General features: G+C 49.5%; 14 protein-coding genes and 2 pseudogenes. 10 read left to right on the plus strand and 6 right to left on the minus strand.

Features of this window, described 5'->3' with window-relative positions; all coding sequences use genetic code 11:
* Window positions 1-48: 48 nt before the first annotated feature.
* A complete protein-coding gene (locus BFP90_RS17840; RefSeq protein WP_065897602.1) occupies window positions 49-624 on the minus strand; it encodes a recombinase family protein in 576 nt (191 codons plus the stop codon).
* Between the two features lie 227 nt (window positions 625-851).
* Between BFP90_RS17840 and BFP90_RS17845 the strand changes: the two genes are divergently transcribed.
* Together BFP90_RS17845 and BFP90_RS17850 are read left to right on the plus strand one after the other, a co-directional pair.
* Complete coding sequence (locus tag BFP90_RS17845; protein ID WP_065897603.1) at window positions 852-1,835, plus strand: integrase; 984 nt, start codon at window positions 852-854, stop codon at window positions 1,833-1,835.
* A gap of 527 nt (window positions 1,836-2,362) precedes the next feature.
* Window positions 2,363-2,728 (plus strand): hypothetical protein, encoded by a 366-nt coding sequence (locus BFP90_RS17850; protein WP_065897604.1) that lies wholly within the window; start codon window positions 2,363-2,365, stop codon window positions 2,726-2,728.
* 379 nt (window positions 2,729-3,107) lie between these two features.
* On the opposite strand, the gene mobI is transcribed toward BFP90_RS17850, so the two are convergent.
* Window positions 3,108-3,569: a conjugative transfer protein MobI(A/C) gene (gene mobI / locus BFP90_RS17855; RefSeq protein ID WP_065897648.1), complete on the minus strand. Its 462-nt coding sequence runs from the start codon at window positions 3,567-3,569 to the stop codon at window positions 3,108-3,110.
* 415 nt (window positions 3,570-3,984) lie between these two features.
* A complete protein-coding gene (locus BFP90_RS17865; protein ID WP_256097483.1) occupies window positions 3,985-5,355 on the minus strand; it encodes a hypothetical protein in 1,371 nt (456 codons plus the stop codon).
* Window positions 5,356-5,847: 492 nt separating this feature from the next.
* Between BFP90_RS17865 and BFP90_RS17870 the strand changes: the two genes are divergently transcribed.
* Complete coding sequence (locus tag BFP90_RS17870) at window positions 5,848-7,248, plus strand: J domain-containing protein (RefSeq protein ID WP_065897606.1); 1,401 nt, start codon at window positions 5,848-5,850, stop codon at window positions 7,246-7,248.
* Between the two features lie 1,048 nt (window positions 7,249-8,296).
* Here BFP90_RS17870 and BFP90_RS28415 read toward each other — a convergent pair.
* Window positions 8,297-9,661, minus strand: a complete 1,365-nt coding sequence (locus BFP90_RS28415) for a hypothetical protein (RefSeq protein WP_141688983.1) — start codon at window positions 9,659-9,661, stop codon at window positions 8,297-8,299.
* Between the two features lie 643 nt (window positions 9,662-10,304).
* Between BFP90_RS28415 and BFP90_RS29260 the strand changes: the two genes are divergently transcribed.
* Window positions 10,305-10,625, plus strand: a complete 321-nt coding sequence (locus BFP90_RS29260) for a hypothetical protein (RefSeq protein ID WP_242461034.1) — start codon at window positions 10,305-10,307, stop codon at window positions 10,623-10,625.
* Between the two features lie 671 nt (window positions 10,626-11,296).
* Here the strand turns inward: BFP90_RS29260 and BFP90_RS17890 are convergent.
* Window positions 11,297-12,562: a HEPN domain-containing protein gene (locus tag BFP90_RS17890; protein WP_065897609.1), complete on the minus strand. Its 1,266-nt coding sequence runs from the start codon at window positions 12,560-12,562 to the stop codon at window positions 11,297-11,299.
* Between the two features lie 1,249 nt (window positions 12,563-13,811).
* Here BFP90_RS17890 and BFP90_RS17895 point away from each other — a divergent pair.
* The 5 genes and pseudogenes from BFP90_RS17895 to BFP90_RS17915 form a co-directional block, all read left to right on the plus strand.
* Window positions 13,812-14,185, plus strand: a pseudogene (locus BFP90_RS17895) (integrase); the annotation flags it as partial.
* Window positions 14,182-14,457, plus strand: a pseudogene (locus BFP90_RS29265) (hypothetical protein). The pseudogenes BFP90_RS17895 and BFP90_RS29265, both read left to right, overlap by 4 nt.
* 313 nt (window positions 14,458-14,770) lie before the next feature.
* Entirely contained in the window at window positions 14,771-16,546 is a 1,776-nt protein-coding gene (locus BFP90_RS17900; protein ID WP_065897610.1) for a DUF262 domain-containing protein, read from the plus strand.
* 561 nt (window positions 16,547-17,107) lie between these two features.
* Window positions 17,108-17,878 (plus strand): hypothetical protein, encoded by a 771-nt coding sequence (locus BFP90_RS17910; protein ID WP_065897612.1) that lies wholly within the window; start codon window positions 17,108-17,110, stop codon window positions 17,876-17,878.
* A 129-nt stretch (window positions 17,879-18,007) separates the two neighbouring features.
* Window positions 18,008-18,856 (plus strand): hypothetical protein, encoded by an 849-nt coding sequence (locus tag BFP90_RS17915; RefSeq protein ID WP_065897613.1) that lies wholly within the window; start codon window positions 18,008-18,010, stop codon window positions 18,854-18,856.
* A gap of 151 nt (window positions 18,857-19,007) precedes the next feature.
* On the opposite strand, the gene BFP90_RS17920 is transcribed toward BFP90_RS17915, so the two are convergent.
* Entirely contained in the window at window positions 19,008-19,712 is a 705-nt protein-coding gene (locus tag BFP90_RS17920; protein WP_065897614.1) for a hypothetical protein, read from the minus strand.
* 903 nt (window positions 19,713-20,615) lie between these two features.
* Between BFP90_RS17920 and BFP90_RS17925 the strand changes: the two genes are divergently transcribed.
* Window positions 20,616-20,876 (plus strand): DUF6124 family protein, encoded by a 261-nt coding sequence (locus BFP90_RS17925; protein ID WP_065897615.1) that lies wholly within the window; start codon window positions 20,616-20,618, stop codon window positions 20,874-20,876.
* Window positions 20,877-21,088 lie beyond the last annotated feature (212 nt).

Here is a 21,088-nt window from a genome sequence, read left to right on the forward strand (position 1 = left end):
AGCGCCCAAAATTTTCTGGGCAACTTCAGCGGAAAACAACACCACCACTTAAACGACCGCAGATGATTTCGGCGAACCGACGTAGCGGTAAAGCGTTGTTCGAGAAACGCCATACCGTCGGGCAACATCGGTTACCTGTATCTCAGGATCTCTGAGAAGAGCTCGTATCTCACGCACCTGACGATCATCCAGCGCAGGCTTGCGTCCACCTTTTCTCCCACGGGCACGAGCCGCAGCCAGTCCTGCACGAGTTCGTTCTCGAATGAGGTTGCGCTCAAACTCAGCCAGGGCAGCGAACACGTGAAAAATCAGCTTGCCGGCAGCGCTGGTGGTTTCGATTCGTTCAGTTATGGATTCGAAGGCCACCCCTTCCTGCTCCAAGCTACTGACAATCCCAACCAAGTCAGGCAAAGAGCGACCAAGGCGGTCCAGTCGCCAGACAACCAGAGTGTCGCCATTACGCAGAGCTTTAAGGCAATGCCCCAGCTCCGGCCTGTCCGCCGACTTGCCGCTAATGGTCTCCTCGTAGACTGTTGAACACCCAGCCAGAGCAAGTGCATCTCGCTGCAGGTCGAGGTTCTGATCATCAGTCGACACTCGGGCATATCCAATCCGCTTTCCCATACGTTTTTCTCTCGCTGATTTCGGTACAGGAAAAGTGACAGGAAAGCGGTAAATCCCAAGTCCAAAAGATCAGCTGGAATATGTGTGCCGTAAACGACCGTCTACGGGATGGATGCGCTCGTCAATTTCAGGCGCTAAATGCGACCGAAAACGAAGCCCAGGATATTTTTTCTCGCTCAACATTTCCTTTAGCAGCTCAGCACCTGAGCTGAATGGAGAAATGACCCATGAAGCAGAGTTTCCACTCACATTTTGATCGGGACTTGACCAAGGCCGGCTCGGCGGTACTCGGGGAGGCAGTCCGACGCGGGCTACTTGGGCAACACGAGGCCATGATCCACGACCAGCAATGGGCGCAGTTCTGTGTTTATGCCAGGGACTCTCATGAGGTGGATATCCTGGAATTCGTCAATAAAAAACTTGTGAGGGAGTACGGGGAAGAGCTGTACATCCAGGCATACCAAGGGAACCTTCCGCAGCAAAACGTAATCGCTCTGCTTGAGACTGTACATTCAGTAATGAGCTTCGCAAGTGATGGACGCTGGAAGGGCTCAGCGGCTGATGCTGGTAGCCGGCTTGGCTTTCCAAGCCATGCACGGATTACGGTACCTCGCGGTCTTGACCGAACTAGGTTTGAAGCCGCGATGGTAGATATTCAGGCTCTCCACTCAGAGCAGCTAGCAACATTGATCAGATTGGTTCGATACCTCGGCATGTCAATGCTAGACGCTTTTTTCTTCGACGCAGAAGATGCTCATAAAGAAGCCGAGGCGGAAAACATCTTTTATGCGTTCAGCAAAGATAAGCGTGAGCATCGGATCATTAATATTTCTGATCCTGAGCAAATTGTCATTCTGGATAAGGCCGCAGCATTTCAAAAACGACATGGCAGCAGGCGCCCGAAGCCTGCAGCTTGGCGTACATGGAAATCAAAGAACCTACCTGCAGCGCAAGAGCTTTTACTTTCTCACGGACTAAACATTGATGACTGTCGCGCAGCATATGCCTGCGAGCTCTACCAGCGGTCGTCTGGTCACCACGCCCCGATTCTTGGAGGAAAAGCACCCGATGATGAGGATCTGGAGGCTCGGAATGACGTCGCCTACGAGTTAGGGCATTTGCATATTTGGGAAACTGATGCGTACGTCGGTGCCAGGGCCTACATGCGGAAAGAGCCTGCAGGCACCGGGCGCAAAGCCGTCACACAGTAGATTTGGGATTCGATCAAAAGCCCTTAACCTTTAGACCTCAAATCAAAGGAGTAAGGGCATGGATCGTTTTGAGCTGCTTGTATATGCCGTGCTTGCCGTCGTCAGTGCGCTGACCATCGCAGGCGCTATTGGCTACATGGTCGCAGCGCGTCTGGACAAAAAGCGTGGCGACGACTGAGTCTTCAGCGGTACGGCCAGCTACCTGCAGCAAACTGCCCGCTGCCTCTTTTGGCAGCGGGCGCTGATCCAAATCCAACGGCAGAGCACCCTACCGCTGCGATACGCAGTATTTTCCCAAGCCTGTGAGGTCATGGGATGACTTCGGAAGGGCTGTCAGTTTCGGCACCCTAGCGAAAGTGAGCAAAACGCCGAAGCGTTTAGATCAGCTACATGCACGCACGCCATGTGGCGAGCTAGCTTGCCCAGCAAGATAAACTCGTGCGCCGACTCGCTGACAACAGCTGACCTTGGGTTTTCAGGAAGCTACCGGAGAGTGTCTAGCGACCTCATCTATCCGGAGCACCACCATGGAATTTCGTCACCTCGGTAACGGGCAATACTTCCCACCTATTGCACCAAACGGTCGGGTTTACGCTGTACCTCTTGGGCAGGAAACCCAGGTAGAAATTTTTTGCCTGACCCCAGTAGGCATCATGGGCGCGGGCATCCAATCGCACTGGTCAGAAATCGTTGGCTGTTACTACGACGACGAAACATGGGAGATCATCCCGCGCAATTACTCGGGACGAGGAATGCGCTTCCGCAGAGGCCTATCCTGCATCATGGTGATCGCAGGCAATGAGGCCCTCACGACACACATCCAGGGCTACCCCATCCCCATGTGCGTAATTAACCGCATTGCATTCGAGCAGCAGCGTTGCAGTGAGAGATAGCGCGTTACCGCCACCACCCGCTACGCGACACACGTACCAGCTGGAACGGCACCTACCAATGTTTATTTTATGAAAGTGAAGCCTTTCACTACTAATACAAACGAAAGCTGGCCGGCTGACTTTGTCGTAAGCGTCACTGCTAATAGCAAATACGGCCTCCGCCCCCGCCTGCATGGGCCTGCTGGCTGACAACGAGTAGATTTAGCGCCCTACACTGCTTATAGCCCGAACCCGTCGCCTTCCCTGATCAAGCGCAGCAATATATCTCGCCATAGTTCACTGCTGATACGAGAAAGCCCCGCCAGACCAAGCTGCACGGGGCTTTCGGGATTTACAATCGGGTCAAATCTGTTCGGCACTGCTTATAGGTACTCAGCCGCTACCCTGCCGAATAGAGGTCGCCATGATTAAGCGCTTGGTATCTAGACAGCTTCTTCTCATAAGCAACCAACGTCCGACGTAGCTGACGATTCTCGCTCGCAACGCGGCGAATCTCCGCAAGCCGCCCCTCAACTTGCAGAACGAGGTGACGGTATGGATATTCAACAAACTCAAACGAGGAAGACCGGTATTTATGTTTGCCATTCCCCTTGGCAATAGTCAGGGGCGCGAATTTGTTTTTTTGTCCTTGCAGCGGCACCAGTTTGCACCAGTAGATTGAATACGCATTCGGGCTCACCTGCTTGATTGATACGCCAGCCACAACAGATTTGACCCCGGTCTTTTTGTACAACTTCATGGACGCATCCACATAGCTTGCTACCAAGCATCTCGCGTCCGCAAGCAACTGCTCGTACTGCTGATCCAGCAGGATGACTATCGTTTGTGCGTCTTTGCTCATGACGAAGGCTCTCTTCTTTGTAAGAGCCAAATAGTGACTGATCACTGAGCACCCGGGATTCAATTTCAGACCGTTCTACCGTCGGAAATCTACGGAAAGTGGGCGGACTGGCTCAGGCTGTGACCCAGCTTCGCATCAGATGACCGACGGATGACGACATGTCAGTCGCAGAAAAACATAACGTGCAAAGGATGCACGATAGATGACGACGGCAGCCTTGACCCTATGCGAAACAAGGTCGACATGTTAGAAGCAGATGACAGCGAGCGGGCGTGTATCCCTACCAAGCTACAACTGGCCAATTTCTGCCAGTTACGAAAGGCAGAAATCGGCCAGAAGTGGTCACTCGCCTGAAGACAAGAATGCGCCTCCATTTGAGTTTGCTGGAGTGAGCTCCGCTCGATAAAGTTGACCGTTATATATTGCCCGTTTTGTCTTTGCTCGGAAAAATAAAAGGAGCTGCGGCTACGTCAAATTTATCTATTGTAATAGTGATCTTATCGTCATCGGAGTCCACATCACCAGTTACGTCAAGGTTGCTGATCATAAATCCATTTTTGAGATTACTGGCAAATGGGTTCGCGTGGTTCGTAGGTTCGTTCCATCCGTGCGCCCGAATGAACTCTTCAGTAGATATCTCCCCTGCGAGAAGTCGAAGCAGCCCTCTAGATGAGATTGTGACCTTATTTCCTTGCATAGAATATCTTCCTAATTGATCGTATCCAACGCCTGGAGTTTTCAGCAGCGAAGCAGAATGATAGGCGGGACGTAATGGCCTCGGTAAGTTTGGTAACGCGACATGCAACGCTGCGGTCAATGATTCAATTGATTCATTCGTAGCTCGGTGAGAGCGAGCCAAAAGAGGAGCAAAAATTAGCTCGTAGCTCATCTGATATTCTGGTGGACTACCAAATGGTTGATGCGGCTCATCTATGGCGACTAGCAACACAGCATCAATACTACTATTCTGACGAAGAAAGTCTTCTGCGACTTCTCGCGCGCTATAGGTATATAGTGATTTCCCTCGATTTCCGCGTCTAATTAAATCGCAACCGCCATCACAGGCGATGATAATACGAAGAGAGTCATCTGACGCGCCATTTAGCTGCTTAACTTTACCTTTTAGCGCACTAAATAAAGGGTTGATACTTTTTGATGTGGCTACAGTGTAGCTAGTATGGCTGCCACCACCATTCTCCCAATTCGGATCGTAGATGATTTTAAGGCTGGTGTTGTTTTCGGTACGATCAAATCTGGATTTTATTGCAGGGGCTTCTCTGATGCTATAAAACCATGGTTCAAGCTCTGTTTTGATGAAGCTACTCATCTCAGTTTTTTCAGGTAGCATTAGGCGCATTTTGCTTCTATGGCGAGGCCCTGTAGTTTCTCCACGCACATCTATCCAAAAATTTCCGGGGCGCAATCCAAACTTAGATGCAATTCGAAGAATTTCTTCGCTTATATATTTTAGGGGGTTCTGAGCGTCAAGCCCATCATCTGATATTGTGGTGATATCACCGATGATCGTTAGTGTGCCACCGTCTTGCTTATTTATCGTCCAGCGGATGTCAGGGCAACGTCCATTTGGCAACGCCTGCTCGTGCTTGAGGTGTCCCGCCTGGGAGAGCCCATGCAATATTACTAACTCCCACATTACATGCAGTCGGGTGGCGTTCGTAGCGTTGAGTCTGTTGATGATTGCCGTGAGCTGAGTGGGGCTAAGGGTTTTCGCAAGGTCATTGATGCGAGCTTGCATTGCTCTACGTGAAAATACGAAATTAGTCACTCATTCCCTCCTCGGGGCGGTCATCATCCATCGGCGGCATTGTGACATTGCACTCGACGAAGGGCAGCCTATTGGTCGAAAGCAGGCGATCAGAAGCTTCCGCTTATGGCCGATAGCGTGCTGTCAAAGTTTGTATGTTGCCCATCATCAGGATTCGCTGAGCGCCTCTCGATGCCACGTCGTCTGTTAGCACTAGTAATGCGAGGGCTAGGGAGGCCGCTTTCACCAAGAGCGGACTGACGGCAAGGTTAGCTCCTGTGAAAGTCGGCCCGTATTAGCTCACGATCTTTTAAACCGGTTACGACCATCAATCGGTTCAGTTGGACGGCAAATATAGCAATTAGCTACTATGTCGCCGCATTCATAAAGCGACTCCGCTTCAATCGCTGAACAAAACCTGCCCTGCCCCAAGCCGACGGCTCGAAGTGGTATAGCCTCCATCGATTCAAAACCAATTTTCTGCCTATCCACGAATGCGACAAGGACTGTTCAATGCACCACGATAAGGACGATCCTAAAGGCTACTACGCAGTCTTGGGTCTAACATCGATCGTCAGCGCCGAGCAGATCAAAACGGCATACCGCAGACGCGCCATGGAGCTGCACCCTGACCGCAACCCTGGCAACAACACGACTCAGCAATTTCAGTTTTTGAATGAGGCATACGCAGTGCTTTCGGACCCGGCTTCCAAAGCCGATTACGATACTCAGACCACTCGTAGCAGGGCCGTAGAACCCGAGACGTCTAAAGTACCAGATCCCATCGTGTGCTCCGTCTGCGCCAAGGTATCAGCCCAGCCACGAGTAGTGGTGTTCCGTTCCGTGAAGAGCTTCCTCTTACTCACAATTCGTAAACCCATCGTTGGCGTGTATTGCAGTCCCTGCGCACAAAAGCAGTCTCTCAAGGCGTCAGCAACCAGTTGGCTGCTTGGATGGTGGGGATTTCCATGGGGCCCGCTGTATACGGTTCAGGCATTGGTCACCAACATGTTCGGTGGATCACATCCACCGCTGGAGAACGCCAGAATGTTGGGTTACCAAGCATATTACTTCTACTCAACCGGTCGTCCAGACCTAGCACGGTCAATCGCCCAAAACGCGATAACGTACTGCAAGAAGATCCCTAAGACGCTTGGCCGCACTGAGGCAGGGATCAACGAAAGAGATAGCCTGACCAGCAACCTTGAAGCCTTCATAGACGAACTTGGCGGCGACAAAGACAATCGTTTGAAGAGTAGTTGGGGTTTCATTCACAGCCGATTCTTCATCCATCTCGGCGCTATCGCTACAGTGGCTGCGGTGATCATTATCACGGTAATGAATTCGTCCGGAACGCATTATTCCGCTCCGCGTGGTCCGATGCCGTACTCCGCTCAGGCCGTTCCATCGGTTACAGCTTCTAACGGCTCAGGCACCAACGCAGCTCAACGCCCTATAAGCGTTGCAAATCAGCGCGAGGCGGCCGCGAAGAAGCCGGCCTACGTGCGGCCAAAAAACGCGCCCAATGGCCGCCCATGGCCCCGTACTGCCGGTTACCTAGTAGATGAGCCACAAACGCACAAAGCCGGCCATTCAGAAGTAACCATCGACAATGGGCAGAACAACTCAGACGTGTTTCTAAAACTCGTCTCCCTACAAGGCGCGGTAGCCAGGCCGGCAAGGCAGATTTACATTCCTGCACGAAGCCGCTTCACCATCAAAAATCTCACTGCTGGTGCTTATGACGTTCGGTATCGCGACCTGACCTCTGGGGGCCTTTCACGCTCCGAATCAATGACGCTCACTGAAACCACCACCAGCCGGAACATCCAATACAGCGCAATCACGCTCACCCTCTACAAAGTTGCTAACGGCAACACTGCGACATACGGCCTTTCAGAGGACGAGTTCTAGATAGATTTGGAATAGGTGCAAGACATGGCCGTCCGGTTCAGCACCAATTGGCGGGTGCTGTGCGCCTCGCCTGATTACTTGGCGCGATGCGGTGAGCCCCAGAAGCCTGCTGATCTGGATAACCAAAAGCTCATCGTGCTGATGACATCCGCAGGCCCATTGAACATCTTTCACTTTGTGGTGGACGGCCATGGTGGAATCACACCGTGCCCATGAGCCAGGCGTGGGAAATCAATGATGGCGCACTCGCGCGTAAATGGGCGTTGGCCGAGCATGGCATCGCACGCAAAACCATTTGAGACGCGGCGGCCGATATCCGTGCCAGAAGGCTGAAAGTCCTGTTGCCGGAGTTTTGTGTTCGAGAGGCCGACGTTTAAGCAGTGCTACACGGCAATCATTACCGGGTTGCGGAACCTTCAAGATCAAAGGTCTCAACGTTTTAGCGCAAACGAGTTACCTCGGTGGTTTGTACGGAACCTTGCTCGGAGTTACGACGCGGCCACTTTGAATTCGTGGCAGGACGACTTCCGCGTAGTAGTGATCCAGCGGCCAGTTGAAAAAGTGTCGTGGCCGCCTAATAGCAGATCGTGCAAGACTCACTCGATGCGTGAGACCCGATTAAGTGCCCTTTCAACTTTCTGCATTGTTGTCGACGTTCGCTTGGGGTCGATTTATGCCTGTAGCCACCGTCAGCTTTTGGCCGTTCTGTGTCTGTCATGACGGGAAAAGTCGTCACTCTAGGAGCCGTCGGCGGCGTTTTGGGGGTCGCAGGACTACCCAACCTCAAGGACATCAGAATTAAATATACAGAGTTCAAGGCGGAGGAAAATGCTCGGAACAGCGCACCTACCGGAATGCTTCTCAAAAACTTGAGATAAGCTTACCTAGGCGAAGGACAGCTACGGGTTGATTGCGATAGACATAAACGAGACGGACATAAACGGAACGGATTTATTGCCTGAAAGTAAATCCGTCCCGTTTCCGCGGTTTTGTTTTTCACATTTCCGGTTATAAAACCAAGAGAAGGCTAACAAATAAAAACCAGAGGTCACTTGCTCACTTTTCGATCTTTTGAAATAATCGAAAAGAAGTGCCACTTCGAATTACCAATCTCAGAATCACGGGAATCTTCGATAGAGACTCTCCATCTAAAAGCACCTAATTCTACGACCTCAAAAACCATTTTATTATCTTGAGTAACATAGCGGCCCGCCGCATGAGACGCTGGAAGCCACTTACCGTCACCAGAAAGTTTTTCGACCATCACAATAGACTCAGCCTGTTTTTTGACTTCAGTCCAAGACAAAATCACTTCTCCCGACGGAGCAGATAGAGACGCACCATCTTTAGGTGAAAGAATCTCTACCCTTTCTTTTGAATCTATGTATTCCTTGTAGAGTTCAGGAGAAAAGTAGGTGACAACACCTAAAAGTAGAGTACTTACAATGCTCATAGTCCATGTGCGCATAGGTGACCACTCCTTTTTCATCGGAGGATGTACGCATGTTGCCGGCTCCGCAACAGACAGATCAACTGCTGTCTCAAACAACCTTTTTAACTTAAACTCATCTGCAATCAGAACCCATGTTTTATAGGCCGTAACGCTTTTAATAAATACAATGTCGGGTGAAGAAATCAGGATCTTAATAAAATCCAGTTCAATCTTGTCCAGATCGCGATATTTACCGCTAGAAAATATTTCAAAAAGCGCTAAGCCCACTTCAAAAAGGCAATGCACGCTTTCCATTTTTCTTTCGTTATTTCTTTCATCACCGAACTCATAGGCATATCTAGCAAATATGCCCTGGCGGTCGATGAGGATACTGTTTTCATCGACCTGATGATCGATGTTTTTCTTCAAAATATCTTCAATTATTCGAGCTCTGGGATTTCTATGACGAGTTAAGGCCTCAACAGCCACCACATCCGAAATAGAAGCTTCACCTAGGCTCTTTTCATAAACTGCCACTGGATAAACTTTTGGAGAAAAACTTTTATAATCAGACCTTCCGTGTCCGAAGCAAATCACAGAACAAACAGCTTTAACTAGATTGTGAAGCCCCGGATGAGACTCCATATCTTGCAGTACTAGAAGGCTGGTAGCGACTCCTTCACGCTGTACAATCAACTTAGAAACCAGTAAAACAACAACCCTGGCTGAGTAAGTATGTATATTTATATTAATTGCTTCTGGCGCGCCAGAACCATTGTCATATTTAAGGGGGAATTTTTTCCCTGAGAAGCCATTGTCGCGCATGGCTGGCTTAATGGCATTATAAAAAACTATCGTTGGATCTAAGGTCTTAGGTGCTATCGGAAAAAATGAAACCCCGCCCATCTTTCTGACAAACATTTTTCCTTGTAGCACATTAAAAAGGCTACAGCTACTTGTATACTCAATGCCGTTTTGCATAGGTTCAACAAGCACCTTCCAAGACAGATGTACCTTAGAAATAAGTCATACCTTCTAAAAAATGGGTCAGGGGGGGAGGACTCGAACCACCTTCTAAGAAACGCCCAGCATACGCTTGCGTCCCCCCGATTTTGCGACGCAGTTTACATGCATTTTGCCAACGAAAGCGAAGTGCTTCTGAGCACAGGAATCGCATTTGACCTTCAGGTTGCGGAAACGACCTAAAAATGCGGAAACGATCACCACCATACAGGGGCTTTCGCTGCGTCCGAGCTACGCCAGTGAGCGAGCCCTGCCATATAATCCGCACCTTTCCATAATCAGGTAAGTGCCAATGAGGGTTGTCGCTGTAGTTGTCGGGGTTCTCGTTCTCTGTGCCTTGTCAGCATTTGCTGGGCTGACAGCTGGTATAAACCTAAACCCGCAGTCAACAGTGCGATTCGTTCCAGACTGGGGAAGTGTTGGGGATTGGGTGTCGGGAGTGGGCGCGCTGTTGGCGGTTATCGCTAGCCTGTACATGGTACAACGAAGCGAGAGATTCCAGCTGGCCAGAGACAGTGAGCAGGTTATGTTGACCCAAGAGCCAAGTATGGCATGGCTCACGCTCCACATAGCATGCAAGGGACTGAGGAGCTGCACGGTAATGGACCTCAGAATAGGTCACGGTGGAAAATGTAGCTCATTGAAGCATGCGCTTTCGGATCGGAACAGAGGGGTATTTCCAGCCCGTCTTGAGCCGGGAGAGATGGTCCAACTGGATTGGAGTGGTAGAGATCTCATCCCAACGCTACAGACAATTTGTCATCTTGGTCTGAAGAATACCGAAGGGCTGTATTTTGAAGTTGTGACCGGCATTTCCGTGCATCGTTTTGGCCTCGACACCATGACACTCGAAGAACTGCAAACCGGGGCCGACGCCTTCGACGTATCCCTTACAAAGCGCGAAGACGGACTACCATTTTGAGAGTCTCATAAACAGGAGGAGGCTTACCAAAATCAACCCGAGCCGTGGTTCGAGCATGGGCTCATAACAGAGCTGACCTGGCACGCCTATACGGCCTCATTGGGGAACAAATCGATCGACTCCACATTTGTACAGGTGACATCCACATAGGGGAAACATACGACCACGGATGTGTGACGGAATCACCGGTGGAGTCGCAGGCCTCTATACAGATATGGAATCAATCGTAATGTTCGGCGAGAATTCCCGCATGTGCTGTGCCTTCATAGATCAGCGCGTGGTTCGTTACTTTTCAAATCGACGTGATTGGATAGACCAGTTACCAGCGGAAATTGAAACATGGCGGGCGCGCTTCGCTCACAAGGAAATTGTCTTCGAAATATTCAAATTGGATGAAGAGATGTAGCCGTTCAGGGCGCTTTCGGACGGCTTAGGATGGCTGACTTACGTCGGAAGCGGCCAAGGATTGAGCATCCGCAATTGGCCGACTGCGGCCCATCGTGACAGGCAGCATTCGGCCATAAGCAGACATTTAGAGTCGGCCATGAGTCGGTTTCTGTCGTTCCTTACCTAGCATTTGAAACGGGGGAGCGTAGCTTCTCTCTTTCATTTCTCGAAGTGAACTTCAGAATGCACGTGAGTAACCACATGCAGTGCCTGAAGTAACGAGTTCACTCGCTGCTGGTGGAAACGCCTAGTCTTAAATCACGAAGATGATCGAAAAAACGATCTTCGATGTTGCCTTGGCCTGACGAATTCAATTTATGATAAAGTCGGAAAGTATGCAGTATGGTTTTGGCTGCAATCGTTTCGGTCTTCTTAATTAGTTCTACATCAATATCGATTTTGCCAGTGTGAACAAGTGCAGATCGAGTGTCGTATATTTTTTTTATATCTTTATAAATGCCTACTCTCTCTTCGCGAGGGTAGCAGAGTAGCGCGATATACTCAGCGAGCGTAATTCTAATGGGTGTATGCTTGTCTCGGGAAAATATGGCTTCGATTGCGATAACATATGAGATAAACCCCAGTACTCTGTCGGTGCCGTTCAGCGCACGCGAAAAGAAATTAAGGGCGCTTTTGAGTCTTGCGAAAAGTTTGTCATTGTGGCTTGTGATCATGTTGGAGTAGACGCTAAATTCCTCATCCAGAGAATCATAAAAGCCGCTATCCGGACAGAGGTTAATCCTAGTGGATACGGTAAGTGGGGAGCGCTCTATTCCTCCTGTCACTTTATTTATGAGGAACACATGGTTTGTATCAATTTCATTGCTTGCCCATCCACCACCTTTACAGCCCGCCAAAACTCCATATACCTCAAGTAAGTTTGTAAAGTATTTCAGCTTCCATCTTCCATAGTGAAACGCTGCATCCTCCGCCCCATGCACCTCAAACATTATTAGCGGGCACTTATTAATTGATCCGCTCCCTTGGTACGTCTGGTGCTGATGATCAGTTCTAGAGACGCTCGTGAGCTTGAACTCAGCTTGAAGTATTTTTTCTAGGCTCTCGAATTCATGAGACTTTGTTTTTACCGTGAATGCTCCGAATTTGAGATCAAGATCCTTATCTTTGCCAAGCGGGAAGTCACGTAGAGGATTGTTGAATATGTAAGGAAAAACCGCAACCCAGTCACGGCGATCGTTTGTGGATTCAACGTAGTCGCTGATGGCTGTGGCAGCTTCCTCGGGGTCATGTATTCCATAATTGACAATTACTGAATGTATGAGGCCCATAAAAAAATCATAATCTAGGTGTTTAGCCGCGTATGTTGTTTTTGTAAGGGCTTTGAGTAAGGGCTCATCAAATTCGAAAATTTCGAACGCCCCCTGGTAGTCCTCATTGCCCTCGTTCGCGAGTGAGTCGATGTACCTTGGAATCAAATGCTCTAGACGTTTGCTAACTGCCGCTATGTCAATTTTCTTATCTTTAGCCATTTTTAATCTTCTATGATTTTTCTAGTTGGCGGGAGGCTAATTTATAAATATTTTCGCTGTCTTCCTAACCTCCCGCGCCCGGCTCATACGCTCGGGGTAGTAGCTGTTTTTTCGGTCGTCGACGGGACCGGCCGGTGTCTCAGTGAAAAGGTCATCAGTGACAGGATCGACAGCCATGACGCTTTCAACGGGGCAGTCGGAAATTATCCCGATTCAAAGCCATCTTTGGCCTGATTGATATCCATTGCAAGGGGCCACTATGGGTCGTTAGCTGTACTTGGTCGAGAGTCCGCTTCTGGCCCAGAGTGTGTAAAAACGCTTCGCCAAAATTGAAGTGTCCGCGTCTACGTTAAATCTGAAATTTATCGGCACGTCTGCAGATGTGGATTTCGCGTAGAAACGCGATTTCCAGTCCAGTTTTGAGCACCTGACGTGCTCAAAAACGTTTTTACACAGCCTCGGCCGATTGCTGCCTTCCACAGCACGATCACCGGTCAGCAATCAGCAAACCAGTTGTAAAAATGGTATCCCGCGGTAACCGACACAGCACATGTGCCAAGCGTCAATAGAGACCACTGTCCTTCGACACCAAGCCACCACTGCACCTTGAACAGAAGAGCCCCCACCAATACGCAGGCCAGAACACCAAGAGCTAGGCCTACCAACGCGAACAGCCGAGCCCCTAACGCTGGATTTCCGCCGTGCCAGTTCTCACTCAGGCAAAAGGGGCAATGATTGGACGAAGGCGAATACCCCCAGAAACCACGGCTATATGACGCTCTCGGAACCATCGCTTTGCCACAGTTGTGGCAGGTAACCATCGAGTGTCTCATACCGCACCTCAGCTCAAATCGTCTTAGATGAGCCCATGGTGTGCTGCCGCTGAAAAAACCCAACTGCGTGACCTGACATCTACCCAGCAACCGGTCTGAGCTGGGCATCAAACCCTTCTGGCCAGCTAACCGAGGTTGTGCTGTACACGACCGACTCTATTAAATGCTCCCGGTGGTTGAATGGCCTCGCCCGGTCGCAAACGAGATTCAGGACGCCAGTTCAACTCCTTAAATAGCCGCTCATCGGAAATACGTGCACGGGGGCATTTATGGGGGCACTTAATAATTAGTCTTTAAATAAACTCTTTTAAAACAATAACTTATGCATAAATCTTTAATCCCCCCGGCTCCACCAATTCAACATCTAAAGACGTCCGCGGACGTCTTTTTTTGTGCCTGGAATCCAGTGCAATCAAGGCGCTTCCGCGCCGCGATGGGCTCTGGCCAATGAAGCGGTGAAAACGGCACTGGCGTTGGCTCGTCATGCGTCGCCGCCCGCAGTCGCAACTTGCTGACCCGAGACGAAAGCTACGCCGCGTTCCTGCAACAGACCGTGCTCCCCGCCCGCGAAACGCTGCATGAACACGGACTGAAGGGTTTCCATGAACTGCGAGCGGCCTACGCCTGCGAACGTTACGAGCAGCTAACTGGCCACGCCGCACCGGTCAATGGCGGTCACTGCTATCGCATGGACCGCGACCTTGATCAACAAGCGCGACAACAGATCAGCGTTGAACTTGGGCATAACCGGATCGATGTGGTGTCGGCCTACATTGGAGGTCGAGCGTGACTAAGCCCTTCGATATAACGCTGTTCCTTAGTGGCGTACTGACCGGCTCGAAGGCCACTCAGCAACACCACCTATGGCAAGCCCGAAGCATGCAAGCGGCCATTCAACAGCGATGGCGGCGAGATAATCCCTGGACTTGACAGCTCAAGCATATACGCTGGTTTTTCACTAAGCACCTGAAAGACCGTTCCGACGCCACCCGGTATTATTATCGACTCACCATCTTATTGATCTGGAAACGATTAGGGAATGACCGAGAAATGCTGATCTGACGCTCGAATCGTGAGTAGGCAGCCTTCCAGGCTCGCTTGTCCGTCTTCATCTATCTCAACGTGGATATTCTCTTGCGGATAAATCTGCTCGAAAATCACCGCGGCAATGGCAAAAAACAACCAGACCGGTTAGTCGTGACAGGCCGAAAGCGGCCACAACTTAATGGTGCAGCAATCGAGGAATAACGACCTCAGATTTGCCGACAGCACCACCCTGCCTTCGCCGCCCTGCTTTACAGTAGGTAGAGGCATCTGCTTAGATAAAAGCACTTTGATATCATGACGCTACTTCCCTCCCCGCCGAGATACCCAAATGGAAAATGGACAAAAGAAACTCAAGGAGCTTTTCGATGGAAGAAAGGTATTCAGCATTCCTGACTATCAACGGGCATACGCGTGGGACAAGACCCGCCAGCTCCCGGACTTCCTTGAAGACATAGAGAACCAGTCGCTGGGCCGCGATTACTTCCTGGGCACCATCCTGTTCCAAGAGCGGGATGAAAAGATGCAAGGCTATGATGTCATTGACGTGGTGGATGGCCAACAGCGCATCACCACTATCATCATCTTCATGAAAGCCTTGCTTGACGAACTGGTGAATCGACTGGGCGCCGAGGAGTTCGTGGACAAAGGGCTCGATCTGGTCACGGAAACCTACATCAAGAGTCGGAACCGCAGCAAACTCAACGCCATTTCTCCCGACAACGACTTCTTCCAGGACTACATCCTCGAAGATCAGGATGGTGCGGACTACATCACGACACCGTCACAGCGCCGGCTGTACAGCGCCAAACGATTCTTTGCCGAAGCGCTGGCGAAAAAGTCGGTCGACGAACTGCTGGAGCTGAAGACCAAGCTGGACTCGCACACCAAAGTCCTGACGTACTCTGTGAAAGACACGGCGGAAGCAACGCTTATCTTCGAGACCACCAATGATCGTGGTAAAGGCCTGACCCACCTGGAGAAGATCAAGAGCTTCCTTATGTACAAGACTTACCTGGCCACCGGTGAGGACGTCGACATCCACCTTCGCTCCATTCAGGAGCGCTTTACGGAAATCTATCGGGAACTCGAGCAATTCGATGAAAAACTGTCGGAGGACTCGGCGCTCCAATACCACTGCATTGCGTTCGAAAAGTGGAGCGACAAGAGCGACTATCAGCAACCGGTCAACTACATCCGCAACAAGATCAACCCGCTCATCAATTCCAACAAAAAGGATGAAGCCCTGAGCTTCATCGATCGCTTCAGCAAAGAGCTGAAGGAAAGCTTCACCATCCTCAGGCTGCTGATGCAGTCGCAAAGCGAGGGCTTCAGAGACCTTGTCTGCCTGGACCGCCTCGGCACCTTCTACCCGCTGCTGATCAAGGCTTACAAACTGGACACCTCGCCCACCAAGGCTAACTTCGACCTGACCTGCAAGTACCTGGAGATGTACAGCTTCCGTGTCTTCTCGATTCAACAGGCGCGTTCGAATACCGGCCAGCCGGCACTATTCGGCGCGGCAAGGGATTTTGCGGGTAAATTCACCCCGTTGTTCGACAAGCTCACTGCCCTGCTCAACCACCACAGTTCCAACAAGTTCTTCAAGGAAAATCTGCAGTACACCAACTTCTATGAGTACATGCACTCCAAGGACATGAGCTATCTGTTCTGGAAGTATGAAAACCATCTCCGCCAGACAGAACAACCCATCTGCGCCGATATGTCGGAGCGTGAGTACAGAGACGCCACTAGGCGCACCAACCTGACGATAGAACACATCGCTGCGCAAAACCCCGAAGCGCTGGGTATTGTCCGCAACGCCTCTATACTTCCGACCCTGAATGAAACGTTCCTAGAAGACCATATCAACCGGCTCGGCAACCTGACCTTCGACCCCGCCTCCGCCAACTCGTCGAAAGGCAACAGCAACATCCAAGTGAAGAACTCCAATTACTTCAAGAAGGCCCCCTACAAGACCCAGAACGAACTGGACAGTTTCATTATCAATGGCAAATGGGGTGCCAACTCCATCGACGCACGCGGGAAGAAAATCATCAAGTTCTGCCTGCAACGCTGGAATCCCGAATACCTAGAGCTCCCATGATCCTGGCGGTGGACGTCTACGTTTATTGGCGTGTACCGCCGAAAAATCTTTGCGCCCCGGTGGCGCCCTCAGCGCCGGGCCGTACGCAATCCGTACGCAGCCAATCACTCCTGACAACGACCAGGGCTCAGGCTCGTGAAAATCTCGCAGCTAAACCTGCCGATCGCGAGGGACCGCTTTCGACCCGATTTTGTTGAAAAAATCGGCCATTGTTTGCGTATCAAAATAGTATGCGTCCGAGATTGAAATATTTACTTTTGGCAGAGGCCTTCGGACTCGGACTTCACGTAGCAGCGTGCAAACAAGGCGTTTTCACTAGTCAATGATCAGGCAGCTTGGGCAGACCGAATTTTTCAACAGAATCGGCTGTGGACATTCCTACGCTGAGGCCGCCCCAGTCTGGAAGCAGTCTTCAAGGCGACAACTCGATTTGTATTCCCGAGCCAAGATCAGTAGCCCGAGTCACTCGATGAGAAACGAAGGTACACAGTTGCTCAAGCGCAAGCCTTACGCCATCATGAAGATAGTTTAGTAGGTTAAGCAGTTTTCCAAGGAAGAATGATGAGCATAATAGATAGTAGCACCTTCATAAGAGAAGTAAGAAAAAGCCCTCAGAATTTTTTCTTGATACACTACTCCTGCCAAAGTTTGTATGACGATAATGACGCACTTTCTCCCCGAATCACTTCTATTGCAATTAGTCATTATGCAACAGGCCAAGCTGTAAGTTTTTCAACGCACTCAATAGCTGAAGAGCTGCATATCGCCCGTGAAGACGTCATACAGAATTTTGACGCAATCGAGCTAGAGCTACTTTCAGGTTTTTATCGATTCGTTCGAGATCGCAGAGATAAGTATTGGGTCCATTGGAATATGCGCAATTTAACTTACGGATTTGAGCATTTAGAGCATAGATATCGTGCATTAGGTGGTCGCGACGCTTCGGTGATACCTGTTGAGCGCCGACTAAATCTAAATGACCTCATCTCAGATCGGTATGGGTCAAACTATGCTAGTCATCCAAAAATGAAGTCTCTGATGGAGCTGAATGGAGGTATCCCTAGACACTTCCTGAATGGCGAGGAGGAAATTGCGGCTTTTGAAAACAAAGAATTCATTCGAATGCATAATTCGACACTTTCAAAAATCGGTTTTTTTAGCTCCATAATGAAAAAACTAATTAGCGGAAAATTGCATACCGCCTCGCGTGGCTTTGGAGTCATGATTGATAAATTATTTGAGGGGCGCCCCTTAAAAACAATTGGATTTCTGAGCATGCTTATTGGTATTTCTGTGGGCTTATGGCAAACATACCTATGGCTATTTGCCTGAGGAGTTCGCAGCAATGTTCGCTTAAATAGCAAAGAAAACACAAAACGCAATTTAATTAAAATAACAATCGCCTGCATCCATACGTAAAAATCATTCCTCTCTAACCGGGTCAATGCTCCAAGGTTATCTATGAATGACAAAGATTTAAAAGTTACAGATTACTGCGCCTGCTTTATTGATTTGCTGGGACAGAGGGACGCTCTCAAAGGCCAAAATTTAATGCGCTCGTTTACGGACGCGGGCAGTCAAGAGGCGTTCATGCCTGAAGTACGTAAGTCAGTAGGTGCCATAGCATCCTTACAAAAAAACGCCGAGTTTTTCATGGCTGAAACAAGTAGCCAAACAAGTTTTAGAGACAATTTTGGACCCGACGACCAGAAGCTTTATGATGAGATGAAGTCGCCGAGAGCAAAACAGCAACGCTGGTCCGATGGTTTGGTTTTCTATCATCCTGTGGATTCCGAACACTCTAAATGCCCGATGAATGCAGTTTATGATATATTCATGCTCGCCGGGACCTTGTGCCTGCTAGGTTTAGCAAATCGAAATCCAATCAGAGGCGCCATAGAAACCTCATGGGGTGTAGAGCTTCACGACAATGAGCTTTATGGCGCAGTGGTTGCAAACAGCTATATTCTCGAAAGTAACGTGGCGCAATATCCTAGAATAGTTGTCGGCCAGCACACATTGGACTATCTTAATCGTCAACTCCAAGAAACCACGAACGGTGTGGACAAATATAAGCTATACAATCACAACTTGGCTGTAAAATGCATAAACATGACCGCCATAGACCGAGACGGCTACCCCTTTATTGATTACTTAGGGGAAGAATTTAAAGCCAGCATTTTACGTGACGCAGGCAAATACTTTTATGAGCAGGCTTTTGAATACATTTGCTTGCAATACGACCTGCATAAATCAAATAAAAATAGCAAACTGGCCATTCGCTATAGCTGGCTCAAAGAATATTTTTAAGCAATCATAGATTATGCATCTAAAACAGGATAAAAAAGAGATAATAAAGGTGATGAATTTATTTTTTGAAAATAAATTCGTTTCCTTTATCAGTCCCGTCCCAGCAAGCTACGTTAGCCATTTTATCTAGTTGTTAGGCTGACACGATGTTTCACAACTGCATTACACGCACCTTTCTTTTCTCTTTTTTTGAGTCGCGCCAAACCTCTACGCGAAATTGTTGGCCAATAGGTGGTTCTGGCCTAGGGCGCGGTGAGCGCGGCTGGCGCTTTTTATTGTTGATTTGTAGAAACACATCTTGCTCAAAAGCGTTTAGAGGCAAGTTTAATTGCTTTGCTAGTAGAGGCGTATTTTCGAATGAATTTTTCATTTCATCCATGAAGTCTGGCTCGGATTTCGCTTCGTCGCCGAACATCACTTCAGCCTCAAGCATTGCTTGCTCAGCCGTAATTTTTCCTTGCTGAATTTTAAAGAACAATTTTTGCAACTCACCTAGAGAACCATTATGCTTTTTAATTCTTGGTTTAACTTTACCAGAAGAGAAAGGCATGGTCGCATGAGTAGCCAGAAAATCGCCTATTGAGCTTATTTGGCCTTGTATTGTTTGAAGTCCAGATATGAACGATCCGTATTGGCCTATACCAATATAAAGTGCGCAAAGTGCTGTGGCAATTTTCGCCCCACCTTTTATTGAACCCTCTTCAACTTCAAGCGCAAGCGAGTAATCTGGAATTTTTAATACTTGCTCGACATACGCCTCCCACTCATCGAACAACTTAGTCGAATATCTTTCGAACTCAAGCCGTGGCAGGCTCGGTACGTCAATATAAAAATCTGTGGCTCCGAGATCGATCATGTTCCATCCATGTACTGCATTGACTCACCCTAGCTAAAATCAGGCGACATGCTATGTCGCATCCAAACACGACATAGGCGACTTGATCCTTTTCGAGCATTTCTAGCTTTAGGCTATCGTTTTGCCATCATAATGTCCACTGACTGCTCCCAGCCGATTCTGTTGAAAAAGTCGCCCCGGCGTGGCTGCCTATACATTGATCAGTGAAAAAGCCATTTTTACGCGTTGCTACGTCAAATCTGAGCCCTGAACCTTTTGCGCAAAGAACGGATTTCAATCTCATACGCGTACTTTTCTGCCGTGGAAACCGAACCCGACTTTTTCAACAGAATCGGCCGATTTCTGCCTGTGTGCAGTTCACTGCCAATCATTGTTACGAAGCGTGCTGGTCAGATCGAATGCAAGCGGGAGGTCAAGTGGAGTGCAGTATTCCAATTGGTATTCCAACGAAAAATTAAAATAATTATTAATTTTATAAATCAATAACTTAACGAACTGATTCAAATTACCCCAGCCCACCAATTCGAAGCATCGACAAAACTCGCCTAGTGCGGGTTTTGTTGTTTCCGGCGTTCAAAAAGCCCAGCAAACAGGCCCTCAGAATTTTCCTTCAACATATCGCGCCTTCAATGAACTGGCACAACCCCCTCCACCACGCTAACTTTTCCACGTCGCTGCTCATCAGCGATCGGCTTTGACAGGCCGAAAAGTGTAACCTTTCACACCCCTTGGCAAGACGGCATGCTCTACGCGTTCCGCCTCGTTCATGGTGGCTGTGCGTGGGGCATCTTCGGGTGCGCCGGGTTCCTACACTTCCGGTCTGTCAACCCGCGTACAGCTGCCACCCAATCCTGTTTGACAGCAGGGGGCGGCGGCTTCTTAAAACAGTGTGGGAGCTTCATCATGAAAAAGATCACCCCCAATCCCCCAACAACCCTGTTCACCCTCGCCCCAGGCATCCCCGCCGAAACCCTGCTGGTCCAAGCCAGTGAAACCCTCGCCTCGCTGAACGTCATGACCACCGATCTGGCCTTTGAACTCGAAGGCTCACACCGCCACAAGCTGCTGGCGGCTCAGCAACTGGTCGTGCTGGGTGAGTTGTTGCTGGAGCGGATGCTGGAAACTCAGGTATTCACTGTGCAGACATCTGGCGAGAATCCATAGAAACCGACAGCACGATCACTCCGTACCTGCGGCGAGCGAGGCGCCCTCGCCGCAGGACGGAATCGAACCTTGACTGACCAAGCCCTTCATCACCCACTACCGCGCCCCCCCCTAAAACCATCAGCCACACCCCATAGACCCCGTCGATCACTCAGTTGCTAATACTGATTAGACGTACGCTCAAAACAACTCTAGCCTCGCGTAGATAACGC

The organism is Pseudomonas sp. 24 E 13, assembly GCF_900004715.1.
GTDB lineage: Bacteria > Pseudomonadota > Gammaproteobacteria > Pseudomonadales > Pseudomonadaceae > Aquipseudomonas > Aquipseudomonas orientalis_A.

What these genes read in the sequence shown, in the direction of transcription:
- BFP90_RS17850 (WP_065897604.1), top strand. Translation starts at nt 2,363, where the DNA reads ATGGAATTTCGTCACCTCGGTAACGGGCAATACTTCCCACCTATTGCA.
- BFP90_RS28415 (WP_141688983.1), bottom strand. Translation starts at nt 9,661, where the DNA reads ATGCAAAACGGCATTGAGTATACAAGTAGCTGTAGCCTTTTTAATGTG.
- BFP90_RS17925 (WP_065897615.1), top strand. Translation starts at nt 20,616, where the DNA reads ATGAAAAAGATCACCCCCAATCCCCCAACAACCCTGTTCACCCTCGCC.
- BFP90_RS17890 (WP_065897609.1), bottom strand. Translation starts at nt 12,562, where the DNA reads ATGGCTAAAGATAAGAAAATTGACATAGCGGCAGTTAGCAAACGTCTA.
- BFP90_RS17870 (WP_065897606.1), top strand. Translation starts at nt 5,848, where the DNA reads ATGCACCACGATAAGGACGATCCTAAAGGCTACTACGCAGTCTTGGGT.
- BFP90_RS17920 (WP_065897614.1), bottom strand. Translation starts at nt 19,712, where the DNA reads ATGATCGATCTCGGAGCCACAGATTTTTATATTGACGTACCGAGCCTG.
- BFP90_RS17900 (WP_065897610.1), top strand. Translation starts at nt 14,771, where the DNA reads ATGGAAAATGGACAAAAGAAACTCAAGGAGCTTTTCGATGGAAGAAAG.
- BFP90_RS29260 (WP_242461034.1), top strand. Translation starts at nt 10,305, where the DNA reads ATGGACCTCAGAATAGGTCACGGTGGAAAATGTAGCTCATTGAAGCAT.
- mobI (WP_065897648.1), bottom strand. Translation starts at nt 3,569, where the DNA reads ATGAGCAAAGACGCACAAACGATAGTCATCCTGCTGGATCAGCAGTAC.
- BFP90_RS17840 (WP_065897602.1), bottom strand. Translation starts at nt 624, where the DNA reads ATGGGAAAGCGGATTGGATATGCCCGAGTGTCGACTGATGATCAGAAC.
- BFP90_RS17915 (WP_065897613.1), top strand. Translation starts at nt 18,008, where the DNA reads ATGAATGACAAAGATTTAAAAGTTACAGATTACTGCGCCTGCTTTATT.
- BFP90_RS17845 (WP_065897603.1), top strand. Translation starts at nt 852, where the DNA reads ATGAAGCAGAGTTTCCACTCACATTTTGATCGGGACTTGACCAAGGCC.
- BFP90_RS17910 (WP_065897612.1), top strand. Translation starts at nt 17,108, where the DNA reads ATGAGCATAATAGATAGTAGCACCTTCATAAGAGAAGTAAGAAAAAGC.